Origin of the sequence: Mesorhizobium sp. M0778, assembly GCF_040320105.1 — a bacterium.
Taxonomy (GTDB): Bacteria; Pseudomonadota; Alphaproteobacteria; order Rhizobiales; family Rhizobiaceae; genus Mesorhizobium.
The window spans coordinates 54300-77408 of sequence record NZ_JAMYPA010000026.1; the positions used below are offsets into that span (position 1 = coordinate 54300).

Consider the following 23109-nt stretch of genomic DNA (forward strand, 5'->3'; position numbering starts at 1 on the left):
TTGCTCCCGGTTCCGCTTTACTTCGATGCCGAAGGCGCCGTGCGGCTGTCGACGGCGACGACGACGCTCAGGCCAGCTCGCAGCTTGCCCGTCTTCAGCACATCCGCTGGCACGTCGATGCGAACCGGAACGCGCTGCACCACCTTGGTGAAATTGCCTGTGGCGTTCTCCGGCGGCAGCAGCGAGAACACTGCTCCTGAAGCCGGCGCCAGCGACGACACGGTACCCTCGATGTCCTGGCCGTCGATCGCGTCGACCGACACTCTGACCTTTTCACCAGGCACCAGCCGGGCAAGCTGCGTCTCCTTGAAATTGGCGACGATGTAGAGCTTGTCCATTGGCACGATGACGGCGAGCTTCTGTCCAGGGCTGATCAGGTCACCCTGCTCGACCGAGCGGTTGCCGACCACGCCGTCATAGGGTGCGCGCAGCACGGTGAAGGACAGATCCCGCACCGCCTTGTCGTGGGCAAGCTGCAGCGAGCCCAGCGTACTTGCCGATTCCGCCCGCTGCGCCTGGAGCACGCCGATATTCGCCTGAGCCGCCGCGATCTGCGCGTCGGCGCCGGCTAGTGCGGCATTGGCTTGCTCGACCGCCGTCTGGGCATCGTCCAACTGGGCCTGGGTACCGACGCGGGTCTTGAGCAACTGGGCGGCACGAACCTGAGCTCGCTTGGCATTATCGGCCGCGGCCTGGTCGGCGGTCTTCTGCGCCTGCGCCTGCTTGAGCGAGGCGCGCGCCGCCTCGGTCTGGGCATCGATGCGGTCGAGCGTCTTGCTCAACGTGGCGATCTGCGCCTCGGCCTGGGCAACGGCTATCTTGTAGTCACCGTCATCGACGATCAGCAGCGGGTCGCCGGCCTTCACCTGCTGGTTCTCGGTCACTTTGACCTGATCGACATAACCCGAGATTTTTGGCGAGATGAACGCGGTGTCGGCCTGGACATAGGCATCGTCGGTCGTGATCATGAAGCGCCCGTCGGTCCAGTAATCATAGCCATACCAGGCGCCGGCGCCCAGCAGGGCCAGGCCGATGATGGGCAACAACATCGAGCGCATCGAGCGCTTCTTTTTGGCGGGAGCCAGCGGGGTGACGTCGGCGGGTTTGACAGGGGCTTCCGGCGCTTCGATCGCAGGCTGGACCTTGGCACTGGGGAAAGGGCGGACTTCGGCACTGGTGGGCGCGTTCGAGGACATGATATCTCTCTAAATTAACTGGCGCTGAATTTTGTCAGACTGAACCGTTCGGTTCGATCTCGACATTGACTTAGCGCTTAAAGAGGCCCATATCAAGAGCAATCGAACCGGATGGTTCGAATTATTTTACGAGGTGTGACATTATGGCCGAAGCCCCCAAGGCCGCTCCTTTGCCTGAGTCAGGCCCATTGCCCGGCGCTGGCAAGGACCAGTGCGAGCTGCTGGACAGTCTGCCGCGCGGCCGCCCGGCCGCGGGGCAAGACCCAGTCAAGCGCAGCCAGATCATCGACGGTGCGCGCCGTGTCTTCATCGACAAGGGCTTCGAAGCCGCGTCGATGAACGACATCACCCGCGAGGCCGGCGTGTCCAAGGGCACCATCTATGTCTACTTCGCCAACAAGGAAGAGCTGTTCGAAGCGCTGATCGAGGAAGAACGCGGCACGATCTTCAAGAACATGTACGAAGTGCTGGACCAGATCGGCGACCTTCGCCAGACGCTGGTGAAGTTCGGCATCGTGCTGTCCATGAAGATCACCTCGGCGAGGGTCATCCTGGCGCAGCGGACGGTGATCGGCGCGTCGGAACGCATTCCGGAGCTTGGCGCGCGATTTTACGAACGCGGCCCGAAACGCGGCCATGACAGGGTTGTCGTTTTCCTCAACATGGCTATCGAACGCGGCCTGCTGAAGATCGACGATGTCGAGCTTGCCGCCTATCAGTTCACCGAGCTGTGCCTGGCCGGTCTTTTCCGCCAGTGCATATTCGCCTATCGCACCAAAGCGCCAAGTGCGGCCGAGATCGAACATATCGTCAGGTCGGGCGTCGATGTGTTCCTGAAGGCCTACGGCACCGAACAGCTTGCAGAGCAGGAACGGACCTCCAGCCCCGCCTGACCAGCCGTCGGATTCCGTTGCCTATCCGCCGTTGGCGGCGAGCACGATCGCCGCACGCAATTCTTCGAGGCCTTCGCTCTTTTCCGACGACGTGGCGAGCACGAAGGGAAAGGCCGCCGGGCGTTTCTTGATCTTCTGCAGCGTTTCCTCGATCAGCCGTGGTACCCCCGCCGCCTTGATCTTGTCGGTCTTGGTCAGCACGATCTGATACGACACCGCCGCCTTGTCGAGCAGCGACAGCACCTCGTCGTCCTTGGCCTTGATGCCATGGCGGGCGTCGATCAGCACGTAGACGCGCTTCAGCGTCACCCGGCCCTTCAGGTAGTCGAACACGAGCTTCGTCCACTCGTCGACCTTTTCCTTCGGCGCCGTGGCGTAGCCATAGCCCGGCATATCGACCAGTGCCATCGGCGGCAGATCGGCGCCTTCTCCCGAAAATCCGCCCGGCACGAAATAGTTGAGCTCTTGCGTCCGGCCCGGCGTGTTGGAGGTGCGCGCCAGCCCCTTCTGGTTGACCAGCGCGTTGATCAGCGACGATTTGCCGACATTGGAGCGGCCGGCAAAGGCGATCTCGGGTGGACCCTCCGGCGGCAGGAATTTCATCGCCGGCACGCCGCGGATGAAGATCCAGGCTCGCGTGAACAATTCGATGCCGATCGTGGTCTTGTTCAACGCGTTCAAACCGCTGCCTCCAGAAGAAAAATGTTGCTGCCACGAATGGCATCGAGATTGCGGCTGATCTTTTCCACCGGCCAGTGCCACCACGCCAGCGCCAGCAGCCGCCGGATGGTCCTGTCATCGAAGCGCATCTTCACCACCTTGGCCGGATTGCCGGCGACGATCGCATAGGCCGGCACATCGTGCGTCACCACCGACTTTGCCGCCACAATGGCGCCGTCGCCGATCTTGACGCCCGGCAGCATCACCGCTTCCATGCCGATCCAGACGTCGTTGCCGACGATTGTGTCGCCACGCACCTCCTTCGACCATGTCGCCGGGTCGAAGCCTTCTTCCCAGCCGTGGCCAAAGATATTGAACGGATAGGTCGAAAAGCCGGACATGGCGTGATTGGCGCCGTTCATGATGAAACGCGCGCCCTCGGCGAGGGCGCAGAACTTGCCGATGACCAGCCTGTCGCCGATGAACGGATAATGATGCAGCACGCATTTTTCGGCGAATTTGTCGGGTCCGTCAGGGTCGTCATAATAGGTGAAGTCGCCGATCTCGATATTAGGCGCCGTCACCAGCGGTTTCAGAAAGCCGACGCGTGTGTGCAACGGGATCGGATGCTTGATCGATGGATTGGGTCCGGTCATATCGAGCTCCGTCGAGCACCTGCCAGGCAGGCCAAAATAGCGCGATCCGTCCCGCAGTACCAATCGCTTAATCCAGGCCGGCAGCTTGTGCAAAAAGCCCCGGACGAGCCGAGGCTTTCTGGTTTCGCATTATCGGAGCGCCGGCTATTCCGCCGGCGACGGTTTCTTGCGGAACAGCGCGACCAGATTGTCCCACAATTCGATCTTGGCGCCCTGCCGCTTCATGATCACGCCCTGCTGCAGGATCGACAACGTGTTGTTCCAGGCCCAGTAGATGACGAGGCCGGCCGGAAAACCCGCCATCATGAAGGTGAAGATCACAGGCATCCAGGTGAAGATTGCCGCCTGCGTCGGGTCCGGCGGCGTCGGGTTCATGCGCATCTGCAGGAACATCGTCACGCCCATGATCAGAGGCCAGACGCCGATCATCAGCATGTGCGGCAAGGTGATCGGGATCAGCCCGAACAGGTTGAAGATCGATGTCGGATCCGGCGCCGCCAGATCCTGGATCCAGCCGAAGAACGGCGCGTGCCGCATCTCGATGGTGATGTAGAGCACCTTGTAGAGCGAGAAGAACACCGGGATCTGCAACGCCACCGGCCAGCAACCGGCGAGCGGATTGATCTTCTCGGTCTTGTACAGCTCCATCATCGCCTGCTGCTGCTTCATCTTGTCGTCCGCGTATTTCTCACGGATCTCGAGCATCTTGGGCTGCACCTTCTTCATGTTCGCCATCGACGCATAGGACTTGTTGGCGAGCGGGAAGAACAGCGCTTTGACGATGACGGTGGTGGCGAGGATCGCCAGGCCGAAATTGCCGAAGAATTTGTAAAGCGTGTCGATCAGCCAGAACATCGGCTTGGTGATGAAATAGAACCAGCCCCAGTCGATCAGCAGGTCGAACTGGCGAATATGACGGTCCTTTTCATAAGCGTTGATCGTCGAAACTTCCTTGGCGCCGGCGAATATCTCCGACTCCACGGTCGTCGATTGCCCGGGAGCGACCGTGACGGGATCGGACAGGAAATCGGACTGGTAGCTGTGCGGATGGGGCCCGCTTTTGAACTCGAAATAAGAGAATTTGGGCTGAAATTCGCGGCCGCTAGGCGGCACCAGGGTCACCGCCCAATACTTATCGGTGATGCCCAGCCAGCCGTCGGTCGACTTGCCTGGCTTGTATTCCTTGTCCGATTCGACGCTGGAGTATTTGTATTCCTGCAGGCCCTCGCTTCCGGTAACGCCGATCAGGCCCTCGTGCAGCACATAGGTGCTGGCGATGGCCGGCTTGTCGAAACGCGTAACGCGGCCATAGTTCGACAACGTCGCCGGCGCCGAGCCGCCGTTCTGAACCGTGTCGGATACGGTGAACATATATTGGCTGTCGACGGAGAAGGTGCGCTTGAAGGTCAGGCCCTTGTCGTTGGTAAAGGTCAGCGTGACCGGCGTCGCCGGTGTGAGCGTCGCCTTGCCGTCGGTCTGCCAGACCGTGTCGGGGCCGGGCAGCGTGCCCACATCCGGCGCGCCAGAAAAGCCGATCTCGGCGAAATAGCCGTTCGGCAGGGACGCCGGGTTGAGCAACGCGATCTCGGGCGAGGTCTTGTCGACCGTCTCCCTGTAATGCTTGAGCCGGAGGTCATCGAGGCGCGCACCGGTGAGGTTGATCGAACCTTCGAGGCTCGGCGTGTCGATCTTGACGCGGCTGGTCGAGGCAATCGCCTGGTCGCGGCCGGCCGGCGTCACCGCGTCGCCGCCAGGCGCGCTCGGAATGGCGCCGGGCTGTACCGGTGTTTCGCTGGCGCCCGGACTGGTGCCTTCGGCGGCCTTCTTCTGCTCCGCCACGCGCTGCTCTTCGATGCGGGCGGCTTCGCGCTGCATCTCGCTGCGCGGCATCACATAGAAATATTGCCAAAGCGCCAGGATCAGCACCGACAGTGCGATGGTGATGAAGAAGTTGCGGTTGTTTTCCATCGAAGCCCTTGGCCTATCGTGTTCCACGCAATCTGCGGGAGAGTTCGGCCTTCAACTGGCCAAACGGAGTGGTAAGCACGTCTTCGCGCCCGACGATGACATAATCATTGCCCGGCGCCATGTCATCCGCGGCATGCGTGCGCACGGCCTCTCTCAGCCGCCGCCGGATGCGGTTGCGAACGACGGCGTTGCCGACCTTCCTGGTGACGGTATAGCCGACGCGCGGCGCTTCGCAGTCGCCGCGGCCCAGAACCTCGACGAGGAAAAGCCGTCCGCGGCGCTTTTCGCCGCGGCGGACAGCCAGGAATTCCGCGCGCTTCAGAAGCCGCTTGGGATGGGGACCCGTTGGCTTGCCGGTTGCGGGCAACGATCTTGTCTCTCGCTTGGTGCTCAGGCGCTGAGACGCTTGCGGCCGCGGTTGCGGCGGGCTGCGACGACGCCGCGGCCACCCTTGGTGGCCATGCGGGCACGGAAGCCGTGCCTGCGTTTGCGGACGAGTTTGGACGGCTGGTAAGTACGCTTCATTTGTTTAAATACCGCGGGGTGCGGCCCTTCTTGATTCTGTCACTTTGTAACAGGAGCTTTGCCGGGCCGGTTTTGGCGCGATCGAAACCGCGCCGGGACGAATGGCCCGAGCGTGAGCGGGCTTATAGAAAGAAGGGTTTTGGAAGTCAATCCAGCGCGTCGGGCCGGCGTTGTCGGACCGGCAGGGAAGTCTTGCGGCCCTTTGTTCGGCTTCGACCAAGGATGAATTTGGCAAAAAAGCCGCAATCGCCTAATCTCACCCGATCAAGCGATCGTGAAGACAAGCAGTCCTTAAGACAAGCAGCCGTGATGACAGGCAGCCGTGACGACGAGCATGAGTGAAGTCCCAGCAACCGACGAAAGCATCGCCGAGGCGAAGGCCGCCACCCGCAGGGTGCCCTTGGCGCGCGGCCTGTCGACCAAGTTGCTGCTGCTCACCATCGTCTTCGTGCTCTTGGCTGAAATCCTCATCTTCGTGCCCTGGATCGCCAGTTACCGGCTGAGTTGGCTGAAGGAGAGGCTGAGTACTGCCGCTGCTGTTTCCATCGTCCTGGTGCAGGGCGAACCTGCCTCGCTGTCGCGTGCCGCCCAGAACGACGTGCTGATGGCGATCGGCGCCAAGGCGATCGCCGTGCGCGACGGCGGCGTCTCGCGGCTGCTGGTCGTGGCCGAAATGCCGCCGCAGGTGGACGAGCATATCGATATCGCCAATGTCGGCATGATCAAGGGCATGACCGGCGCGCTGGACACGCTGTTTTTCGGCGGCAAGAGGATGCTGCGCGTTTTCGGACCGGTCGGCGACAGCGACAAGGAGTTCGAGCTGATCATGCCCGACCACCGCCTGCGCAATGCCATGCTGATCTATTCGCGCAACGTCGCCTTCGTCTCGCTGCTGATTTCGCTGTTCACCGCCATGCTGGTCTACGCCGCGATAGACCTGATCATGATCGGCCCGATCAGGACGATGACGCGCTCGATGCTGTCCTTTTCCGAGGCGCCCGACGATCCCGGTCGCATCATTCACCCCGCCGCCCGGGCCGACGAGATCGGCGTCGCCGAACGCGAGCTGTCGCAGATGCAGGAGCGGCTGCAAAAGATGCTGACCGAGCAGAAGCACCTGGCCGATCTCGGCCTGGCCGTGTCGAAGATCAACCACGACATGCGCAACATCCTTGCCTCGGCGCAGCTGATGTCGGACCGCCTGCGCCAGGTAAAGGACCCGACTGTTCAGGCCTTCGCGCCAAAACTGCTGCGCGCGCTCGATCGCGCCGTGTCCTATTCGGAAGGCGTGCTGTCCTATGGCCGCACCCAGGAGCCGCCGCCGTCGCGTCGCAGGCTGCGGCTGCGCCAGTTGGTCGAGGACGTCCAGGGCCTGCTCGACATCGAATGCGGCATCGAATTCGTCAACGCCGTCGATCCGGTGCTCGAGGTCGACGCCGATTCCGATCAGCTGTTCCGCGTGCTCACCAATCTTAGCCGCAACGCCGTGCAGGCGATGGCGGCGGACACCGAGAGCGCCGTAGTGCGCCGCCTGACCATATCGGCCGAGCGCATCGGCAGCGTCAGCCGCATCGTCGTCACCGACACCGGCCCCGGCCTGCCGCCGAAGGCGCGCGAAAACCTGTTCGCGGCGTTTCGCGGCTCGGCCCGCAGCGGCGGCACCGGCCTTGGCCTGGCGATCGCCCATGAATTGATCCGCGCCCATGGCGGTACGGTGGAGCTGGTCGAAAGCATCGGCGGCCGCACCACATTCGCCGTCACCATTCCCGACCAGCCGGTCCGGCTCGACCAAGCCCGCAACGGCCTGCGCCGCCCGGCGTAACGAACCGTTTCGTTACGGACCGTTTCAATTCGCAAATGGTTGGTCCGGGACTAAGAGTCATCGGCTCGGCCGCCGTGCAACGGCTTGTTTCGTTACGGACCGTTCCGATTGGCAAATGACCGATCCAAGACGACGACCCATCGGCTCGGCCGCCGCGTGACGCGATCTTACCTTCGCCGGCCGGCGCATGACGGCAAAACGTGACGGCAAAACTTTTGGCCAGGATCGGCTTGCTTTTCGCAAATTCAGTCGCTAGGGAACAGCTCACATTCGCGGCCGGTCGCCAGGATCGGATCGCGGGGCTATGCAAAGCATGGCCTGTTGCGCGCCCGTAGCTCAGCTGGATAGAGCACCAGACTACGAATCTGGGGGTCAGGAGTTCGAATCTCTTCGGGCGCGCCATTTGTAATGTACATCCCAATCCACCGGCATCGATGGACCGCTTAGCCGCTCATCATTGCCATCGTGGTGGCGCTTTAGCGGTTACCGGCAAATCTGCGGGATTCCCGGCGCTGAGAAACGACTTCTCCTGGGGGATGAGCCACGGCTGGTCGGCTGATGTTTAGGACCGCCTTGCATGCAGGCGACTGCATGCGCTGCCGCCGCCCGCCACGGCGGCGGCGAACTCGATCACACGTGCGTTGCCGCTATCGAGCATTCGTACTAACCTCGCCCTTCTTGAAATCGTGCCGGGTCCTCAGGCTTGCCTTGGGAGATGCTAATGCGCGGGTTCTTGCCTTTCATTCTGTTGGTGCTTCTACACATTCCGATTGTATCGCATGCCGCCTCCATCCACGACGCCGCCATGAAGGGCGATGTCGCCGGGATCACGGCAGCGCTCGACGCTGGTGCCGGCGTCGATGAGAGCGACGGGGGCGCGACACCACTCTATCTTGCGGTTAGGGGCGGGCATTTTGCGGCGGCAAAACTGCTCATGGAACGCGGTGCCGACGTCAACGCCGCCCCGACGCCGCTTTTGGGGCCTGCGCTCATGCCGGCTTTGGCAAAACGCAGGATCGACCTGATCAATCTGTTGCTGGATGGGGGCGCAAATCCAAATTCGAAGCGCAGCCGCGAAAACGCTATCCACATCGCGGTGAATCTCGGTTGTTTCGACTGCGTGAAGGCACTCGTCGAGGCCGGCGCGGACGTGAATGCGAAGACAAAGGACGGCAAGACGCCGCTCCATCTGGCAAAATTCAAGAGGCAACGCGAAGTCGCTGACTATCTCATGTCGCACGGCGTCGTCTTGCCAACACCAGCTCCGATCTCGATGAAGTTGGCTACTGCCGATGTCGAGAAAGGCCGAACCTACTTCACCAGCGTGTGTGCCGGTTGCCACAATGCCGCGCCACAGGGAGCGATCAAAGCGGGACCCAACTTGTGGAGCGTCGTCGGCCGCGACAAGGCGTCCGTGGCAAAAATGCATTACTCCGACGCTTTGCTCGACTGGGAGGGTGTATGGACGTACGAGGATCTGAACAGATATCTCTTCGGACCCATGCTCACCACGCCGGGCGTTTACATGGAGACGCCTGGTGTTCCGGACGAGACCGAACGGGTCGACCTGATCGCCTACTTGCGCACACTTAGCGACAAGCCGATCCCGCTGCCCTGAACGTTAGCCCCAGGAGGGCCGCGGCCGGATTGCGCCCAACGCCGATGAGCGCTCGAATTCTGCATGGAGGTCACTTCGCTTCCCCTTGACGAATGACCGGTTGGATCCGATTTTGGCTGTTCAGGGGTGGCAAGGGACAGTTTATGGCGCGCAAGGCGGACCTTCGGCTCCGAGCGGTGATCTGAGAAATCGATAGGCGCAGCAATAACATACGAGTTCCCAGTTTCATCCTCTTCGGGCGCGCCATCAATCCAATGCACGGCCCGCCTCATGGGGCCTCTCGGGCGCGGTGAGCTCATAGCCGCCCGACTATGACCGTGACCGGCGCCGGTGGTCGGAGGGTCGCGAGGGCTGAGCGCCATCCCTGCCAAAAGAGGGGATGGTCTGCTGATGCCGACTCAGTCGGCCTGCTTGATCTCCGGACCCGGTTCAGTCGGCGGCGCTGGCGTGCAATCCTGGCCGGTGCATTCCTGCACGGGATCTTTCGCCGGCGGGAGACAGTTTTGGCCTTCACAATGAACGGGCGGCTGCACTGTTGCGGCTTTGTTGTTCGGCGGCACAGGCCGATCCTCAGCGCGAACGGTAGGCATTCCAAGGTCGATCATGGCCGTGCACAAGAGCGCAATCCGAAGCACGTTCATTTTCGCCTCCGCAACTGACAGCGAGACGCAGATTATACCTTCGAACTGCGGCCAACATCCTGTCACCCGCGAACGGCGTTAACAGCGCGTTTCATTGCCGGTCGGAAGGGCGTACCGATTGAGATCGAGCGTCGTCCTCTACCTGGCAAAATAGCGCCAGAAACGGGGCATTCGGCAGGAGGTGACTGAAGCCAACCTTCCGATTTTCCTGTACACGTGTTCGAAGGGTTTGAGTGCCTTAGGGCTTTCGCATATTCGAGCTTCTTCAGGTCTTTCACGGGGGAACGTACATGACGGCGTTCAACAGCGTCCGCTTCCAGGTCAAGCCGGGTAGTGAAGACGAATTCGTCGAACTGTTCAGCAGCGCTCCGCGCAACTTCGAGGGATTGCGAAAAATGGCTCTCATCAAATCGGGAGATGGCGCCTTCTTCTCGATTGGAGAGTGGGACACTTTCCAGCACATGGTCGATGCCAGGCCCACAATGCTCGGCAATCTTGATCGGTTCCGGCATACGTTGCAGCAGCTTGAAGGCGGATATACGGATGCTGTTTCCGGCGAGGCCGTCTTCGACACGGACGGCAGGAGCGGCGGCCGGTCGGTATAGTGTTCGCACTTCGAAAAGCTTATGCCGTGCGCCACTTCCGGCTGCCTCACCTAAACCGCACATTCCCCCTGGAAAGCTCTGCCACCGACCTGCATCCCATCAGCCGCATGTCGCGTTCGATCTCGGTTCGCATCAGGCCGAGCGCCCGTTCGACGCCGGCCTGTCCGGCCGCTGCGAGCGGGAAGAGGTAGTAGCGCCCGAGGCCGACGGCCTTGGCGCCCAGCGACAGAGCTTTCAGGACATGCGTGCCGCGCTGGACGCCGCTGTCGATGATCACGTCGATCCTGTCGCCCACCGCGTCGACGATCTCTGACAGCTGGTCGAAGGGACTGCGCGAGCCGTCCAACTGCCTGCCGCCATGATTTGACAGAACGATGCCGGTGCAGCCGATGTCGACGGCCTTTCTGGCATCGGCAACGCTCATGATTCCCTTCAGGCAAAACTGGCCGTTCCAGAAGCGGACCATGTCTTCGACGTCCTTCCAATCCAGCGACGGGTCGAGGATCTCCGTGAAATAGCGGCTGATGGAAAGCGCTCCGCCACCGAGATCAATATGGCCGTCCAACTGCGGCAGGCTGAACTTTTCGTGCGTCAAATAGTCGATGGCCCATCTCGGCTTGATCGCAAACTGCATCATGCCGCCGAGCGTAAGCCGAAAGGGGATGGAAAAGCCGGTCCGCAGGTCACGCTCGCGGTTTCCGCCGGTGACGCTGTCGACCGTCAGCATCATCACCTCGACGCCGGACGCCTTGGCGCGCTCCATCATGGCGCGGTTCAGGCCGCGATCCCTGTGGAAATAGAACTGATAGACCTGCGGCGTCCTGTGCTTGCGGACTTCCTCCAGGCTGACCGTGCCGAGCGACGAGACGCCGAACATCGTCCCGAACTTCTCCGCCGCCGCGGCGACGGCGCGCTCGCCGCTATGGTGAAACAGCCGCTGGAGAGCCGTCGGCGAACAATAGACCGGCATCGCCAGTTTCTGGCCCATGACGGTGACCGACATGTCGATCTGCCCGACACCGGCAAGCACGTTTGGGACGAGGTCGCAGTCCTCGAACGCAGCCGTGTTGCGCCGCAGCGTCGTCTCGTCGTCCGCGCCGCCATCGATATAGTCGAAGATCGGTCCTGGCAGGCGCTGTCTGGCCAGCCTGCGAAAGTCCTGAAAATTATAGCAGCTTTGCAACCTCATAGGGCTCAATCGGATCTATGCGGGGCGCGATGTCAAGCCTATGCAATTGTCGATCGCCGACTATTCCGCCGCCTCGCGTCAGCCCGCCACCGCGCCAACCGACTCCCGCTCCACCAGCGGGCATTCGAGCTTGGTGATGGGATGGCGGCCACGACCGGGAGGGGCGGGGACTTCCAGCTGCTCGATCGCCCATTGCCCCATCGCCATATGCGGCAGGATCGACGTCGTCAGCGGCGGGAACAGATGGCGCGCGATCTCCTCGTCGTCATAGCCGACCACCGAAATATCCTGGGGGATGTGCAGGCTGGCCTCCTTCAGCGCCTCGTAGCAGCCGATCGCGGTGCGGTCGTTCTGGCAGAAGATGGCGGTCGGCCGGTCTTTCAGCGCCAGTAGCTTGATGGTCGCGGCATAGCCGGCGCTCGCCGACCAATCGCCTTCGACGACCAAGGCCGGGTCGAACGGGATGTCGGCTGTCGCCAGCGCCCGGCGGTAGCCCTTCAGCCGGTCCTGCGCCGCCTGCATCCATGGCTCGCCGGTGATGGTGGCGATACGGCGATGGCCATGGCTGATCAGGTGCCGGGTCGAGCTCTGGCCGCCGGCGATCTCGCTCGGCACCACGGCGGGGAAGGCATAGTCGGCGGTGTAGCAGTTGAGCAGGATGACCGGAATGTCGAGGCCGTATAGATACTCCGGCGCGACGATCTCGCGGGTGAAGATGGTCATGTAGATCAGCGCCGAAATGCCCTGCTTGGTCAGCGCCGCGATGGCCCGGGGCTCCATCACCTCGTCGCCCATGGTCTGCGCCACCAAAAGTACATTGCCAGCGTTCCACGAGGCTTGCCGCGCCCCTTCAATGGCGACGACCGCCTCCGGGCTGGTCGCCAATTGGTCGACGGCGAAGCCGATCACGCCATCCAGCCCGTCAAAAGCGGCAACCGGGGCTCGCAGGGCGGAAAACACCGGCGGCGCATAACTGAGGGCCCGCGCCGCCTCTATCACCCGCTCACGAGTTTGCTGCGATAGCCTGATGCCCGGCGTGTTGTTGAGGACGAACGAAACCGTCGCCTGCGAACAACCGGCGGCCCTGGCGATGTCGGTCATGGTAACGCGGCCTCTGGGGTTTTTCCCGGACGGCTTGCGCCGCCTTGTACCCTCAAGGACGGGATCGCGCAGTGGTTCGTTCATGTCATTCGTCCCTCAAATCTCGCATTTGTAAGGTAAAGCGATGCTAATAGATATAAGTGCCGTCTTAAGTGATTTAGTCGCGAATCCGACGTGACAGCGCATTGGGAGGCTCCTTTCTTGTGAGAATCCCGATTAAACTAATACTCTTTACTAATATCCGGCGGCCCTATAACGTCAATCCATCATGCTCGGACGAACATCGGACCCGCGCATGTTCGGAACGTAAGCCAGCCTAGTGGCGGACAGTTCCCGTCAACCGAAGCTCGCCTGCCGTTTCGAGGAAATGTCAGACAAATCGGACTATTTACGAACGACGAATGAGTCTCTAAAGTCGACGATCGCGGCTGGAATGGCGTCGTTCTTCGCTGCCGGAACCCTGAGGAGGAGGGCGTCCAAGCCGCGCCGGCACGTTCATCATCAGCGAAAATTACTGAGTCAAATGGGAGGTTGAATATGAAATCTGCGATACGAAATGCGTCCGTCGCCGCTGCGGCCCTGCTGCTCGGCCTGTCCGTCAGCGCAATTGCGCGGGCCGACGACAAGCCGACACTGGCCTTCGTCGTCAACGGCGCTTCCGATTTCTGGAAGGCTGCCGAAGCCGGGGTCAAGAAGGCTCAAGGCGAATTGCCCAATTACAATCTAGAACTCAAATATCCGGAGCAGTCCTCGGTCGCCATCCAGCAGCGCCTGATGGACGATCTGGTGACGGCCGGTGTTAAGGCGATCATGGTCTCGGCCGTCGATCCCAAGACGTCGACCGACGGGCTGAACAAGATCGCCTCGGAAACGGCGTTGTTCACCACCGACAGCGATGCACCGCAGACCAAGCGTGTCGCCTATATCGGCTCGTCCAATGTCGATGCCGGCAAGCAGGCGGCAGAGATTGCCAAGAAGGCGATGCCAGATGGCGGCAAATGCCTCGGCTTCGTCGGCCTGCTCGGCGCCGACAATGCCAAGGAACGCATCCAGGGCATGAAGGACGGCCTCGCCGGCAGCAAGATCGAACTGGTCGACGTGCGTGGCGACGATATCGACCAGGCCCGCGCTAAGAAGAACGTCGAGGACGCGCTGGTCGCCAGCCCCGACGTCACCTGCATGGTCGGCTTCTATTCCTACAACACGCCGCGTATCTATGAGGCGCTGCGCGATGCCGGCAAGCTCGGCCAGATCACCGTCGTTGGCTTCGACGACGATCCGATCACGCTGGGCGGCGTCAAGGAAGGCACCGTCGCCGCCACCGTCGTGCAGCAGCCCTTCGAATGGGCCTATCAGGGCATGAAGCTGATGGCCGCCTATCTCGAAGGCAACAAGTCGGGCGTTCCCGCCGATGGACTGATCATCATCCCGACCAAGATCATCGGCAAGGACGATGTCGACGCCTACGCCGCCAGCCTCAAGGCGATGTCTGGAAACTGAGCAAACTAGGTTGCGCCGGCTCAAGGTTCGCCTTGAGCCGGCGTTCTATTGACGGGCCTCGCGAGGCCCGTCAGTCTGAGTCCAAAACGGCTCACCGGCTGCTGTCAGGCGTGATGAATTATTCCGACCCATCCATCGTTGCATCCACGGACGCTCCGTTCCTGAGCCTCAACGGTGTGCGCAAGACCTATCCCGGCGTTGTCGCGCTGGACGGGTTCTCGATCGAGGTCAGGCCCGGCGAGGTCATCGGCCTGGTCGGCGAAAACGGCGCCGGCAAATCGACGCTGATGAAGATCCTCGGCGGCGTCACCAGGCCGGACACCGGCACCATCATTGTCGATGGCGCCGCCCATGACGGGCTGACTGTCGAGGCCAGCATCGGTTCGGGCATCGCCTTCGTCCACCAGGAACTCAACCTGTTCGAAAACCTCGACGTTGCCGCCAATATCTTCTTCGGCCGCGAACCGCTGCGCGCCGGCCCGCTCAAGCTGGTCGACCGCGCCAGGCTGCGAGCGCTGGCGGCGCCGCTGCTCAAACGCGTGGGCGCCAATTTCTCGGCCGATACGCCGGTATCGGCGCTGTCGCTGGCCCAGCAGCAAATGGTCGAGATCGCCAAGGCGCTGTCGATCAAGGCAAGGCTGGTTATCCTCGACGAGCCGACCTCGAGCCTGCCGATCGCCGAAACCGACAAGCTGCTTGGTGTCATCAAGGCGCTGAAGGCAGACGGCATCAGCGTCATTTTCATCTCACACCGCCTGCACGAGGTCGAGCGCGTCGCCGACCGCGTCGTCGTGCTCAGGGACGGCATGCTCGCCGGAACGTTGCCGAAGAGCGCCATCAATCACGACCAGATGGTCAAGCTGATGATCGGCCGCATGCTCAAGGAGAGGGAGAAGGCCGCAGAATCGGCGCGCCCGCCGGGCTCTGTCGCGCTGTCGGTCAAGGCCATTCGCACCGCCGCCTATCCCGACCGGCCCGTCGACCTCGACGTCAGGCATGGCGAGATCCTCGGCCTTGCCGGTCTCGTCGGCTCCGGTCGGACGGAGCTGGCGCGCGTGCTGTTCGGCATCGACAAGAGCTTTGGCGGCTCGTTCCAACTTGACGGAAAAGATCTGGTTCTTGGTTCGGCCGCGGACGCAGTGGCCAACGGTATTTTCCTCGTCCCGGAAGACCGCAAGCTGACCGGCATCCTGCTCGATCTGTCGATTGCCCAGAACATCTCGCTGCCCAATCTGCCGGCGCATTCGCGGCGCTCGCTGGTCTCGGCCAGCGCCGAGGCCGCCACCGCCGAGAAACAGAAGACCGATCTGGGCATCAGGGCGCCCTCCGTGCAGACGCGTACCGGCACGCTGTCGGGCGGCAACCAGCAAAAGGTCGTGCTGGCCAAATGGCTGGCGATGAAGCCGAAGGTGATGATCCTCGACGAGCCGACACGCGGCATCGACATTGGCGCCAAGGCCGAGATCTACGGGCTGATGCGGGCGCTGGCCGATGCCGGCGTCGCCGTGCTGATGATCTCCAGCGACATGGAGGAGGTGATCGGTGTTTCCGACCGCATCGCCGTCATGCATGAAGGCCAGATCTCCGGCATTCTCGACAAGGAACGGTTCAGCCAGGAAAACGTGCTGCTGCTGGCGGTCGGCAAGCAGCCGAAATAGTTCGCCGGCATTGGGAGACGACGATGAGCAAGAAAGATCTCGGCCTGCTGATCCTGATCCTGGCGGTCGGCGCGGTGGTAGCGATCATCAACCCGCGCTTCCTGCTGCCGATCAATCTCGCCAACACCTCGAACCTGATCGGGTTGTTCGGCATCCTGTCGATCGGCCAGGCTTTCGTCATCATCACCGGCGGCATCGAATTGTCGGTCGGCTCGGTGGTTGCGCTGCTCGGCGTGCTGTTCATCGACTTCATCGCCACGCGCGGCATGGCCTGGCCGGTCGCCCTGCCGCTGATCCTGGTGCTCGGCGGCATCATCGGGCTGGCGCATGGCTGGCTGATCACCCGGCTCAAATTGCAGCCTTTCGTGGTGACCTTGTGCGGCCTGCTGATCTATCGCGGCGTGGCGCGCTTCTATACCGCCGACGGCACCGCCGGCTTTGCCTTCGGACAGAACTTCCCGGAACTCGAGTTCCTGACGGCGGGGCGGTCCTGGGGCGTGCCGAACAGTTTCATCGCGCTGATCGTCATCGCCGTCGTCATGTGGGTGGTGCTGCACCGTTCGGTGTTCGGGCGATATCTCTACGCCATCGGCAAGAACGAGGAAGCGGCGAAATATTCCGGCATCCGCACCGGCCGCATCGTCATGGCCGCCTATGTCATCTGCGGCGTGCTGACGGCGCTGTCGGCTATCTATTTCGCCATGTACACACGCTCGATCTCGCCGGCGAGCCACGGCCAGTTCTACGAGCTCTACGCCATCGCGGCAGCGGTGCTCGGCGGCTTCTCGCTGCGCGGCGGCGAAGGCTCGCTGATCGGCGTCCTGCTCGGCACGGTGCTGCTGCAGGAGTTGCAGAACCTCGTCAACCTGCTCGGTATCCCGTCCTCGCTCAACTTCGCCGTGATGGGCGGGGTGATCCTCATCGGCGTTCTGGTCGACCAGCAATGGGGCGTGTTCAGGGCGCGGCGGCGGATGCTGGAAGCCACCCGCAAGGGCGTGGCGGGTGCTGCCGCGGAATGACGCAAAAATAGCTGGATGAAATACGCCGACTGCCATTGGCAGGCATGAAAAGGTCAGCCTGAGCTTCGCGACAGCAGTTCAGGTTAATCTCTATTTGGAACGAAACCCGTATCTGAGCGTTTATTTAAGCTTTGCTACGCGGAGGCGTCCCATGCCCATGAATCCAGTAAGTACCGCAAAGATAGGAACTCACCCCCTCCACCCGATGCTGATACCTTTTCCTGTCGCGTTTCTTGTCGGTGCCTTTGTCACCGACCTGGTTTTCTGGGGGACTGCCGACGCCTTCTGGGCACGGGCATCGATGTGGCTGATCGGGGCAGCTATCGTAATGGCGCTTCTCGCTGCGACAGCCGGTTTTATCGACTTCCTCAACGAGCCGCGCATTCGCGCCTTGTCCGACGCCTGGTACCACATGCTGGGCAACTTGACCGCGGTCGTTGTGGCTCTGATCAATTTCTACCTTCGCTATGCTCAAGGCGCCGAGGCCGCGGTCCGACCGTGGGGCGCGCTGTTGTCGTTCATAGTGGTCTGCATACTGCTGTTCACCGGCTGGAAGGGCTGGGAGATGGTCTATCGGCATCACGTTGCAGTTCTGGATACACCGGCGGATGCACCAGCGAAGCCTTCGACAACCACTAGCACGGATACTCATCACGCTGGTCGGGATCGGCACGCCGCATGAGGCCATGATCCCGAACAGTGGATACCGGTTTCCAAAAAGATATGGGTTAGACAAGTAGCGCCCATCCCGAATGCATCGGATGGGCGCGCCTTAGATGAGGCCCGACATGTCGGAGAAGGCCATGGCCTTGCGCAGCACCTCGGTGAAGCGCTCGCCGGCGGCTTCACGAGGGCCGCTATTGTCGATGGAGGTGACGCCCGGTCCGGACAGCGCCACATTGGCGCTGCGCGCCAGCCGTGCCAGCACTTCGCCGCGCGACTCGCGCCCGCGCAAGGCCAGCCGCTCGGCCAGGATCTCCGGTGCAGCCGTGATCTCGACGATAGCCAGATTGGCGTAGCGGTCCCGCAGCGTCGGGATGATCGCGCGCGAGACGTTGGCGATCGCGACACGGCCGTTGGAGACTGACCAGTCGACTTCGGCCGGGATGCCATAGCGCAGGCCATGCGCCTCCCAGGAAATCGCGAAGGCGCCATCCGCTTCGGCCTCGACGAAGGCAGCGTCGGCTAGCGTATCGTGATCCTCGGTGGCCGCATCGCTCGGCCGGGTGATCACCCGGCGAACGAACTCCAGTCGGCTCTCGTCGGCAAACATGGCGCGCGCATAGCCGATCACCGTGTCCTTGCCGGCACCGCTCGGTCCGACGACGGCGACGAAGACGCCGTCGCGGATTGGAAATCCCGCGGCGGACAATTCACGCTCGACCGATGCCGACACCATCATGCGACCCGCCGTCCCTGCCGCCACACCGTGCGGACAACCGGGACGTGATCGTCGACGCGCACGCGAACCAGATCGGCGCGCCGGCCGGGCTCGATGACACCGCGATCGGTGAGGCCGACAGCCTCGGCCGGGTTCTTCGACACCATCGCCACTGCCTGAGGCAACGAGATGCCCTCGACCACGTCGCCGAGGAAAAAGGCCGACTGGATCAGGCTGAACGGAATGTAGTCCGATGACAGGATATCGAGCAGGCCGTCGCCGGCCAGTGTGCGGGCCGAGACATTGCCCGAATGCGAAGCGCCGCGCATGACGTTCGGCGCGCCCATCAAAACGCCGAGCCCTGCCTCTTTCGAAGCCCGAGCCGCCTCCTCGGTGGTCGGGAACTCGGCGACACGGACGCCTTGCTCGATCGCTTCATCGACATGGCTGACGGTTGCGTCGTCATGGCTGGCGAGCACGATACCGCGCTCTTTGCACGCAGCGGCGATGAAGCCGCGGTTCGGGCTCGAGTTCTTCGCCGATTCCGCCATCCGCTTTTCGCAGAATTTCTGGAAATCGCGATCGGTCAGCTTCAGCTTGCGCTGGTAGTAATACGCATAGGTTTCGAGATCGACGAATTGCCGCTGTCCCGGCGCGTGGTCCATCAGCGACGCCAGCCTGACCCGCTCGTCGCCGTCGAAATTGGCGAAGGCTGTGAGGCAGTCCGGCGCCGAAACCTCGCAGCGCAGATGGATGAAATGGTCGGCCCTGAGCCGGTCCTGCTGGACGCTGTCCTCAATCGCCTCGGCCAGCTTGCGTATGTCGGCGGCCGTCAGGTCGGCGTCCTCGTCCATACCGACGCGCAAGGCGTCGAGCACGGTGGTGATGCCGGCGGTCGCCACCTGCGCGTCGTGGGCGAGCACCGCGGCGATCGGGTTCCAACGCACTTTCGGCCGTGGCGCGTAGTGGCCTTCGAGATGGTCGGTGTGGAGCTCGACCAGGCCAGGGATGATGAAGTCGCCGCCCATGTCCTCGCCGCTGCGGCCAGCGCGGGGAGCAATGTCGGCGATCACGCCGTCGCGCAGCACGATCGACCCTTCGACGATCTGGTCGGCAAGCACGATGCGGGCGTTGTCAAGAACGGTCTCGGCGGTCATTTCAGGCAGTCCTCGGAGCATTTTGCAGCCAACTGAAAATGGATTGGCGTCGCACAATGCGGTTAAAGGAAATAGTCATCTCAGGCAGTTCTTCTGGCCGGGCGGCGCCCGAGCGCGTGATGGGACAGCACCATGAACGGCGCACCCGGCTCAGTTTCGACAAACAGCGTCAGCGCGTCCACCGGCACCGGCCGTTGCAGCACGTCCGCAAACAGGCTGTCGATTGCTAGGCGAAGACGAGGGCTTTCCTGTGACGACACCCGGCCGGACAGGGTCATATGGAAACGAAACGTCTCGAAGACATAGGGGTAGCCCCATTGGCAGAGATTGCGGAACTCATCGGGCTTCAGCGAGTCGGGGCTGCGGCGTTCAATCTCCGCGTCTGTCAGCGGCGCGCGAAAGCGGTCGAAGCCGCGCACCACATCATCGGCGAAACGGTTGAGCCCCGGCAGCGGTGCTTCCGGCACGAGCGCGAAAAAGCTGTCGATCTGGCTGACGACGAGACGCGGGACCGTCACCACCGGCGTCGCCTCGGCAAAATCGTCGAGTGCGGCGCGAAGCGAGGCCTCCGTCTCGTTTGAAGCCAGCCGGAAGGGCGCCTTCAGCGTCGCATGAAAGCCGTAGCGGCGCGCCGAGGCGGTATGGAAGGCAACTTCCGCTGCCGACAACTCGCCCACCGCCTCGACCGGCCTCGTGGCGGCACCGAAGGGATCACGGCCGAGCCAATTGGCGGCGATCCGCGCCAGCGGTTCGTCCTGCAGGGGGGTGAAATAGATCGCGTAGCGCATCGAAGTTCCTCGTCAGCCCCGCTGCCATAGGCGATTTGCATGACGAAATGACGAAGCTTTGCAGCGTTTTCGGTAACAAAACGACACAGCCTGGTCATTAGCCGACGATTTTTTCGGCTTGGACCAGCGGTTGAGAAGCGAAGGGGAAACGGTCAGGCCATCAGCCATTCGTGCTCGGGCGCGTTGTGGAATTTCCACGTCCGCTTCGGTCCGGCCATGACGTTGAGATAATAGAGATCATAGCCGTGGCAGGCGGCGCAGGGGTGATAACCCTTGGGTACCAGCACGACGTCGCCGTCCTCGATCGCCATCGCCTCGTCGAGCGAACGAGAGCCGTTCTGGTCGGCATCGGTGTAGACGCGCTGGAAAGCAAAGCCCTGCGGCGGGTTGAGGCGGTGGTAATAGGTCTCTTCGAGATAGGATTCGGCCGGCAGATTGTCCTGGTCGTGCTTGTGCGGCGGATAGCTCGATGTGTGGCCGCCGGGCGTGATGACCTCGACCACCAGCAGGGAATCGGCCGGCTCGCCCTCCGGCAGGACGTTGGTGACGTAGCGCGTGTTGGTGCCTTTGCCGCGGGTCTCCTGGCCGAGATCCTTCGGCGCAATGATGCGGACCGGCAGACCGCCGCCAAGCCCCGGCGCCGAGCACACGGCGAGTTCGAGATCGGTATCGGCGCTCACCGACCACTCCGAGCCCTGCGGCACATAGACCGACCACGGCTTGCCCTCGAACGGCGACATGCGTTCGCCCAGGAGCCCGAGATCCTTGCCGCCGGCCTTGACCTTGCCCTTGCCGGTGACGAATACCAGACAGACCTCACGATCCGCGGTTTGCCCGGAAGCGGTGTCGCCGGGCCTCAGCCGATGCAGATCGAAGCCGACATAGGTCCAGCCGGCGTTTTGCGGCGTCACATGGGCTATGCGGCCGTGGCCCTTATTGGCTTTGACGAGCAGCTTCGACATGGTCATTCCTTCGGTTTGGCGTTTGCCGATGGCTTGTCTTCGTCGGCCGGTTTGTAGAGGTAGAAAAACTGCCAGACCGCATAGCCGGCGAAGCCGAGCGCGATCACGCCCCAGAACGGCGTGCCGGTAGCGAATTCGATCACCGACCAGACCAGGCAGACCGCGACAATGGCGACGCGCCGCCACAAAGGCCGGAAAAACGGGTGCTCGGAGTCTTTCATCGGATAAACGCCGGCATCGGGTCAGCCCTTCCTCGCGAACTCTCAAGCATTGGGAAAGCCCAGTGTCTCAACCGTATAGCCGGCCGCCGTCATCACCCGCATCAATTCCTTGTAGCCGACCTGTGCCATCTTGAGTGGCGGGTTCTTCTTCGGATCCTGCTCGGCCTCGACCACGAACCAGCCTTCATAGCCGTGGTTGGCGAGCCTCTGGACGATGGCGCCAAAATCCAGCGATCCATCTCCCGGCACGGTGAAGGCACCAAGTGCTACCGCGTCGAGGAAGGATTGCTTGTTGCGATCCAGCTTTTGGATCACCTGCATGCGTACGTCCTTGACATGCACGTGGTTGATGCGCCGGTGGTGGTTGTCTATCGCGCGCAGCACATCGCCGCCGGCAAAGGCCAGGTGACCGGCATCGAGCAGCAGCGGAATGCCCTCTCCCGAATAGCGCATGAAAGCGTCGAGCTCCGGCTCGGTCTCGATCACCGCCGCCATATGATGATGGTAGGAGAGCGGCATGCCTTGCCCGGCACACCATTCGCCGAACTCGGTTAGCCGCCTAGCGTAGGCTTTCATCTCATCGTCCGACAGCCTCGGCTTGATGGCAAGCGGTTTCGAGCGGTCGCCCTGGATGGAACGGCCGACTTCACCATAGACGATGCAGGGCGCATTCACCGCCTTGAACAGGTCGATCATCGGCTGGATACGAACCTTGTTCTTCGCCATGTCTTCGTCGACCAGCGTCCCGGAGAACCAGCCGCCGCACAGCGTCACGTCGGCCTCTTTCAGGATCGGCAGCATGATCTCCGGATCGCTGGGAAAGCGGCGGCCCATTTCCATGCCGGTAAAGCCGGCCGAGCGCGACTGGCGCAGGCACTCCTCCAGCGACACATCATCGCTGAGTTCGGCAAGATCGTCGTTCCACCATGCAATCGGGGACATGCCCAGTTTGGCTTTCAAGTCGTCACTCCAATTTCTGACATTCGAGGCGGCGTTGGCGGGCGCGTTAAAACCGCCGCCCGCTCAGCGCTTCCTCATATTTCTTGCGCGCCGCGTTCACTTGCGGCCGTGCCGAGACTTCCGGCACTGCGACATCCCACCAGCTTCCACCGGCCTCGGTCGAAGCCAGCGGGTCGGTGTCGATGACCAGCACGGTCGTTCGCGTATTCTTCTTCGCTTGCGCCAGGGCCGTTTCCAGCCCGGCGATCGACGCCACTTTTTCGGCAATCGCACCCATGCTTGCAGCATGCGCGGCGAAGTCGATCTCGGGCAAGGTCTCGTGACGAGCGTCCTTCAGCAAATTGTTGAAGTTGGCGCCGCCGGTCGCCATCTGCAGCCGGTTGATGCAGCCATAGCCGCGGTTGTCGAGCAGCACGATGGTCAGCTTGAGGCCGAGCATCACCGACGTAGCGACCTCGGAATTGAGCATCAGGTAGGAGCCGTCGCCGATCATCACCACAACCTCCTCGTCGGGCGTGGCCCGCATGACGCCCAGCCCCCCCGCGATTTGGTAGCCCAAGGGCGCGAACCCGTTTTAGGGATTGTATGG

Annotated in this window: 22 protein-coding genes, 1 tRNA gene and 1 pseudogene; 9 read left to right on the forward strand and 15 right to left on the reverse strand. The window is 62.4% G+C overall.

Annotated elements, in window-relative coordinates; all coding sequences use genetic code 11:
* Nucleotides 1-17 precede the first annotated feature (17 nt).
* Nucleotides 18-1196: an HlyD family secretion protein gene (locus NKI22_RS27070; RefSeq protein WP_023718212.1), complete on the reverse strand. Its 1179-nt coding sequence runs from the start codon at nucleotides 1194-1196 to the stop codon at nucleotides 18-20.
* A 143-nt stretch (nucleotides 1197-1339) separates the two neighbouring features.
* Between NKI22_RS27070 and NKI22_RS27075 the strand changes: the two genes are divergently transcribed.
* Nucleotides 1340-2089, forward strand: a complete 750-nt coding sequence (locus tag NKI22_RS27075; RefSeq protein WP_023718213.1) for a TetR/AcrR family transcriptional regulator — start codon at nucleotides 1340-1342, stop codon at nucleotides 2087-2089.
* Between the two features lie 21 nt (nucleotides 2090-2110).
* Here NKI22_RS27075 and yihA read toward each other — a convergent pair whose 3' ends face one another.
* The 5 genes from yihA to rpmH form a co-directional block, all read right to left on the reverse strand.
* A complete protein-coding gene (gene yihA / locus NKI22_RS27080) occupies nucleotides 2111-2770 on the reverse strand; it encodes a ribosome biogenesis GTP-binding protein YihA/YsxC (RefSeq protein WP_031193748.1) in 660 nt (219 codons plus the stop codon).
* Nucleotides 2767-3405 (reverse strand): CatB-related O-acetyltransferase, encoded by a 639-nt coding sequence (locus NKI22_RS27085; RefSeq protein ID WP_352591267.1) that lies wholly within the window; start codon nucleotides 3403-3405, stop codon nucleotides 2767-2769. Before NKI22_RS27085 ends, yihA begins: the two co-directional genes overlap by 4 nt.
* A 144-nt stretch (nucleotides 3406-3549) precedes the next feature.
* Nucleotides 3550-5373 (reverse strand): membrane protein insertase YidC, encoded by a 1824-nt coding sequence (gene yidC / locus NKI22_RS27090; protein WP_023718215.1) that lies wholly within the window; start codon nucleotides 5371-5373, stop codon nucleotides 3550-3552.
* A gap of 13 nt (nucleotides 5374-5386) precedes the next feature.
* Nucleotides 5387-5740: a ribonuclease P protein component gene (gene rnpA, locus NKI22_RS27095; protein WP_023718216.1), complete on the reverse strand. Its 354-nt coding sequence runs from the start codon at nucleotides 5738-5740 to the stop codon at nucleotides 5387-5389.
* 23 nt (nucleotides 5741-5763) lie between these two features.
* Nucleotides 5764-5898: a 50S ribosomal protein L34 gene (gene rpmH / locus NKI22_RS27100; RefSeq protein WP_008833937.1), complete on the reverse strand. Its 135-nt coding sequence runs from the start codon at nucleotides 5896-5898 to the stop codon at nucleotides 5764-5766.
* Between the two features lie 334 nt (nucleotides 5899-6232).
* On the opposite strand from rpmH, the gene NKI22_RS27105 reads away from it, so the two are divergent.
* The 4 genes from NKI22_RS27105 (at nucleotide 6233) to NKI22_RS27120 (ending at nucleotide 10584) form a co-directional block, all read left to right on the forward strand.
* The gene (locus tag NKI22_RS27105; RefSeq protein WP_023718217.1) at nucleotides 6233-7720 is read left to right on the forward strand and encodes a sensor histidine kinase; all 1488 of its coding nucleotides are present in this window, start codon (nucleotides 6233-6235) and stop codon (nucleotides 7718-7720) included.
* 325 nt (nucleotides 7721-8045) lie between these two features.
* Nucleotides 8046-8122: transfer RNA gene (locus tag NKI22_RS27110), tRNA-Arg, on the forward strand.
* 319 nt (nucleotides 8123-8441) lie between these two features.
* Nucleotides 8442-9338 carry an ankyrin repeat domain-containing protein gene (locus tag NKI22_RS27115; protein WP_352852494.1) on the forward strand — a complete coding sequence of 299 codons (897 nt, stop codon included), beginning with the start codon at nucleotides 8442-8444 and terminating at the stop codon, nucleotides 9336-9338.
* 931 nt (nucleotides 9339-10269) lie between these two features.
* Nucleotides 10270-10584 carry an antibiotic biosynthesis monooxygenase family protein gene (locus NKI22_RS27120; RefSeq protein WP_352484312.1) on the forward strand — a complete coding sequence of 105 codons (315 nt, stop codon included), beginning with the start codon at nucleotides 10270-10272 and terminating at the stop codon, nucleotides 10582-10584.
* Nucleotides 10585-10630: 46 nt separating this feature from the next.
* Here the strand turns inward: NKI22_RS27120 and NKI22_RS27125 are convergent, their stop codons facing one another.
* Together NKI22_RS27125 and NKI22_RS27130 are read right to left on the reverse strand one after the other, a co-directional pair.
* Entirely contained in the window at nucleotides 10631-11773 is a 1143-nt protein-coding gene (locus NKI22_RS27125) for an alpha-hydroxy acid oxidase (protein WP_352495024.1), read from the reverse strand.
* Nucleotides 11774-11851: 78 nt separating this feature from the next.
* Complete coding sequence (locus NKI22_RS27130; protein WP_031193752.1) at nucleotides 11852-12958, reverse strand: LacI family DNA-binding transcriptional regulator; 1107 nt, start codon at nucleotides 12956-12958, stop codon at nucleotides 11852-11854.
* Nucleotides 12959-13411: 453 nt separating this feature from the next.
* On the opposite strand from NKI22_RS27130, the gene NKI22_RS27135 reads away from it, so the two are divergent.
* The 4 genes from NKI22_RS27135 (at nucleotide 13412) to NKI22_RS27150 (ending at nucleotide 17733) form a co-directional block, all read left to right on the forward strand.
* Nucleotides 13412-14374 carry a sugar-binding protein gene (locus tag NKI22_RS27135; RefSeq protein WP_352591250.1) on the forward strand — a complete coding sequence of 321 codons (963 nt, stop codon included), beginning with the start codon at nucleotides 13412-13414 and terminating at the stop codon, nucleotides 14372-14374.
* 113 nt (nucleotides 14375-14487) lie between these two features.
* Complete coding sequence (locus tag NKI22_RS27140; protein ID WP_023718225.1) at nucleotides 14488-16032, forward strand: sugar ABC transporter ATP-binding protein; 1545 nt, start codon at nucleotides 14488-14490, stop codon at nucleotides 16030-16032.
* Nucleotides 16033-16055: 23 nt separating this feature from the next.
* Nucleotides 16056-17051 carry an ABC transporter permease gene (locus tag NKI22_RS27145; protein ID WP_023718226.1) on the forward strand — a complete coding sequence of 332 codons (996 nt, stop codon included), beginning with the start codon at nucleotides 16056-16058 and terminating at the stop codon, nucleotides 17049-17051.
* 151 nt (nucleotides 17052-17202) lie between these two features.
* On the forward strand, nucleotides 17203-17733 hold the full coding sequence (locus tag NKI22_RS27150; protein WP_023718227.1) for a DUF2231 domain-containing protein: 531 nt from the start codon (nucleotides 17203-17205) through the stop codon (nucleotides 17731-17733).
* Between the two features lie 90 nt (nucleotides 17734-17823).
* Here the strand turns inward: NKI22_RS27150 and phnN are convergent, their stop codons facing one another.
* The 7 genes and pseudogenes from phnN to NKI22_RS27185 form a co-directional block, all read right to left on the reverse strand.
* Nucleotides 17824-18453: a phosphonate metabolism protein/1,5-bisphosphokinase (PRPP-forming) PhnN gene (phnN, locus tag NKI22_RS27155; RefSeq protein WP_023718228.1), complete on the reverse strand. Its 630-nt coding sequence runs from the start codon at nucleotides 18451-18453 to the stop codon at nucleotides 17824-17826.
* The gene (locus NKI22_RS27160; RefSeq protein WP_352938588.1) at nucleotides 18450-19589 is read right to left on the reverse strand and encodes an alpha-D-ribose 1-methylphosphonate 5-triphosphate diphosphatase; all 1140 of its coding nucleotides are present in this window, start codon (nucleotides 19587-19589) and stop codon (nucleotides 18450-18452) included. Before NKI22_RS27160 ends, phnN begins: the two co-directional genes overlap by 4 nt.
* 80 nt (nucleotides 19590-19669) lie before the next feature.
* Nucleotides 19670-20377: a DUF1045 domain-containing protein gene (locus NKI22_RS27165; protein ID WP_023718230.1), complete on the reverse strand. Its 708-nt coding sequence runs from the start codon at nucleotides 20375-20377 to the stop codon at nucleotides 19670-19672.
* 152 nt (nucleotides 20378-20529) lie between these two features.
* Nucleotides 20530-21339 carry a 5-deoxy-glucuronate isomerase gene (gene iolB, locus NKI22_RS27170; protein ID WP_352484309.1) on the reverse strand — a complete coding sequence of 270 codons (810 nt, stop codon included), beginning with the start codon at nucleotides 21337-21339 and terminating at the stop codon, nucleotides 20530-20532.
* A 2-nt stretch (nucleotides 21340-21341) separates the two neighbouring features.
* Complete coding sequence (locus NKI22_RS27175) at nucleotides 21342-21560, reverse strand: DUF3329 domain-containing protein (RefSeq protein ID WP_023718232.1); 219 nt, start codon at nucleotides 21558-21560, stop codon at nucleotides 21342-21344.
* A 42-nt stretch (nucleotides 21561-21602) separates the two neighbouring features.
* Entirely contained in the window at nucleotides 21603-22520 is a 918-nt protein-coding gene (gene iolE, locus NKI22_RS27180; RefSeq protein ID WP_352716532.1) for a myo-inosose-2 dehydratase, read from the reverse strand.
* Nucleotides 22521-22566: 46 nt separating this feature from the next.
* A pseudogene (locus NKI22_RS27185) lies at nucleotides 22567-23091 on the reverse strand (thiamine pyrophosphate-dependent enzyme); the annotation flags it as partial.
* Nucleotides 23092-23109: the final 18 nt, after the last annotated feature.

Coding starts and splice junctions, on each gene's coding strand:
- NKI22_RS27130 (WP_031193752.1), bottom strand. CDS start 12,958: ATGAACGAACCACTGCGCGATCCCGTCCTTGAGGGTACAAGGCGGCGC.
- NKI22_RS27145 (WP_023718226.1), top strand. CDS start 16,056: ATGAGCAAGAAAGATCTCGGCCTGCTGATCCTGATCCTGGCGGTCGGC.
- NKI22_RS27115 (WP_352852494.1), top strand. CDS start 8,442: ATGCGCGGGTTCTTGCCTTTCATTCTGTTGGTGCTTCTACACATTCCG.
- NKI22_RS27125 (WP_352495024.1), bottom strand. CDS start 11,773: ATGAGGTTGCAAAGCTGCTATAATTTTCAGGACTTTCGCAGGCTGGCC.
- NKI22_RS27175 (WP_023718232.1), bottom strand. CDS start 21,560: ATGAAAGACTCCGAGCACCCGTTTTTCCGGCCTTTGTGGCGGCGCGTC.
- NKI22_RS27135 (WP_352591250.1), top strand. CDS start 13,412: ATGAAATCTGCGATACGAAATGCGTCCGTCGCCGCTGCGGCCCTGCTG.
- NKI22_RS27085 (WP_352591267.1), bottom strand. CDS start 3,405: ATGACCGGACCCAATCCATCGATCAAGCATCCGATCCCGTTGCACACA.
- NKI22_RS27140 (WP_023718225.1), top strand. CDS start 14,488: ATGAATTATTCCGACCCATCCATCGTTGCATCCACGGACGCTCCGTTC.
- NKI22_RS27165 (WP_023718230.1), bottom strand. CDS start 20,377: ATGCGCTACGCGATCTATTTCACCCCCCTGCAGGACGAACCGCTGGCG.
- rpmH (WP_008833937.1), bottom strand. CDS start 5,898: ATGAAGCGTACTTACCAGCCGTCCAAACTCGTCCGCAAACGCAGGCAC.
- NKI22_RS27150 (WP_023718227.1), top strand. CDS start 17,203: ATGCCCATGAATCCAGTAAGTACCGCAAAGATAGGAACTCACCCCCTC.
- iolB (WP_352484309.1), bottom strand. CDS start 21,339: ATGTCGAAGCTGCTCGTCAAAGCCAATAAGGGCCACGGCCGCATAGCC.
- NKI22_RS27075 (WP_023718213.1), top strand. CDS start 1,340: ATGGCCGAAGCCCCCAAGGCCGCTCCTTTGCCTGAGTCAGGCCCATTG.
- NKI22_RS27070 (WP_023718212.1), bottom strand. CDS start 1,196: ATGTCCTCGAACGCGCCCACCAGTGCCGAAGTCCGCCCTTTCCCCAGT.
- NKI22_RS27160 (WP_352938588.1), bottom strand. CDS start 19,589: ATGACCGCCGAGACCGTTCTTGACAACGCCCGCATCGTGCTTGCCGAC.
- yidC (WP_023718215.1), bottom strand. CDS start 5,373: ATGGAAAACAACCGCAACTTCTTCATCACCATCGCACTGTCGGTGCTG.
- phnN (WP_023718228.1), bottom strand. CDS start 18,453: ATGATGGTGTCGGCATCGGTCGAGCGTGAATTGTCCGCCGCGGGATTT.
- NKI22_RS27120 (WP_352484312.1), top strand. CDS start 10,270: ATGACGGCGTTCAACAGCGTCCGCTTCCAGGTCAAGCCGGGTAGTGAA.
- NKI22_RS27105 (WP_023718217.1), top strand. CDS start 6,233: ATGAGTGAAGTCCCAGCAACCGACGAAAGCATCGCCGAGGCGAAGGCC.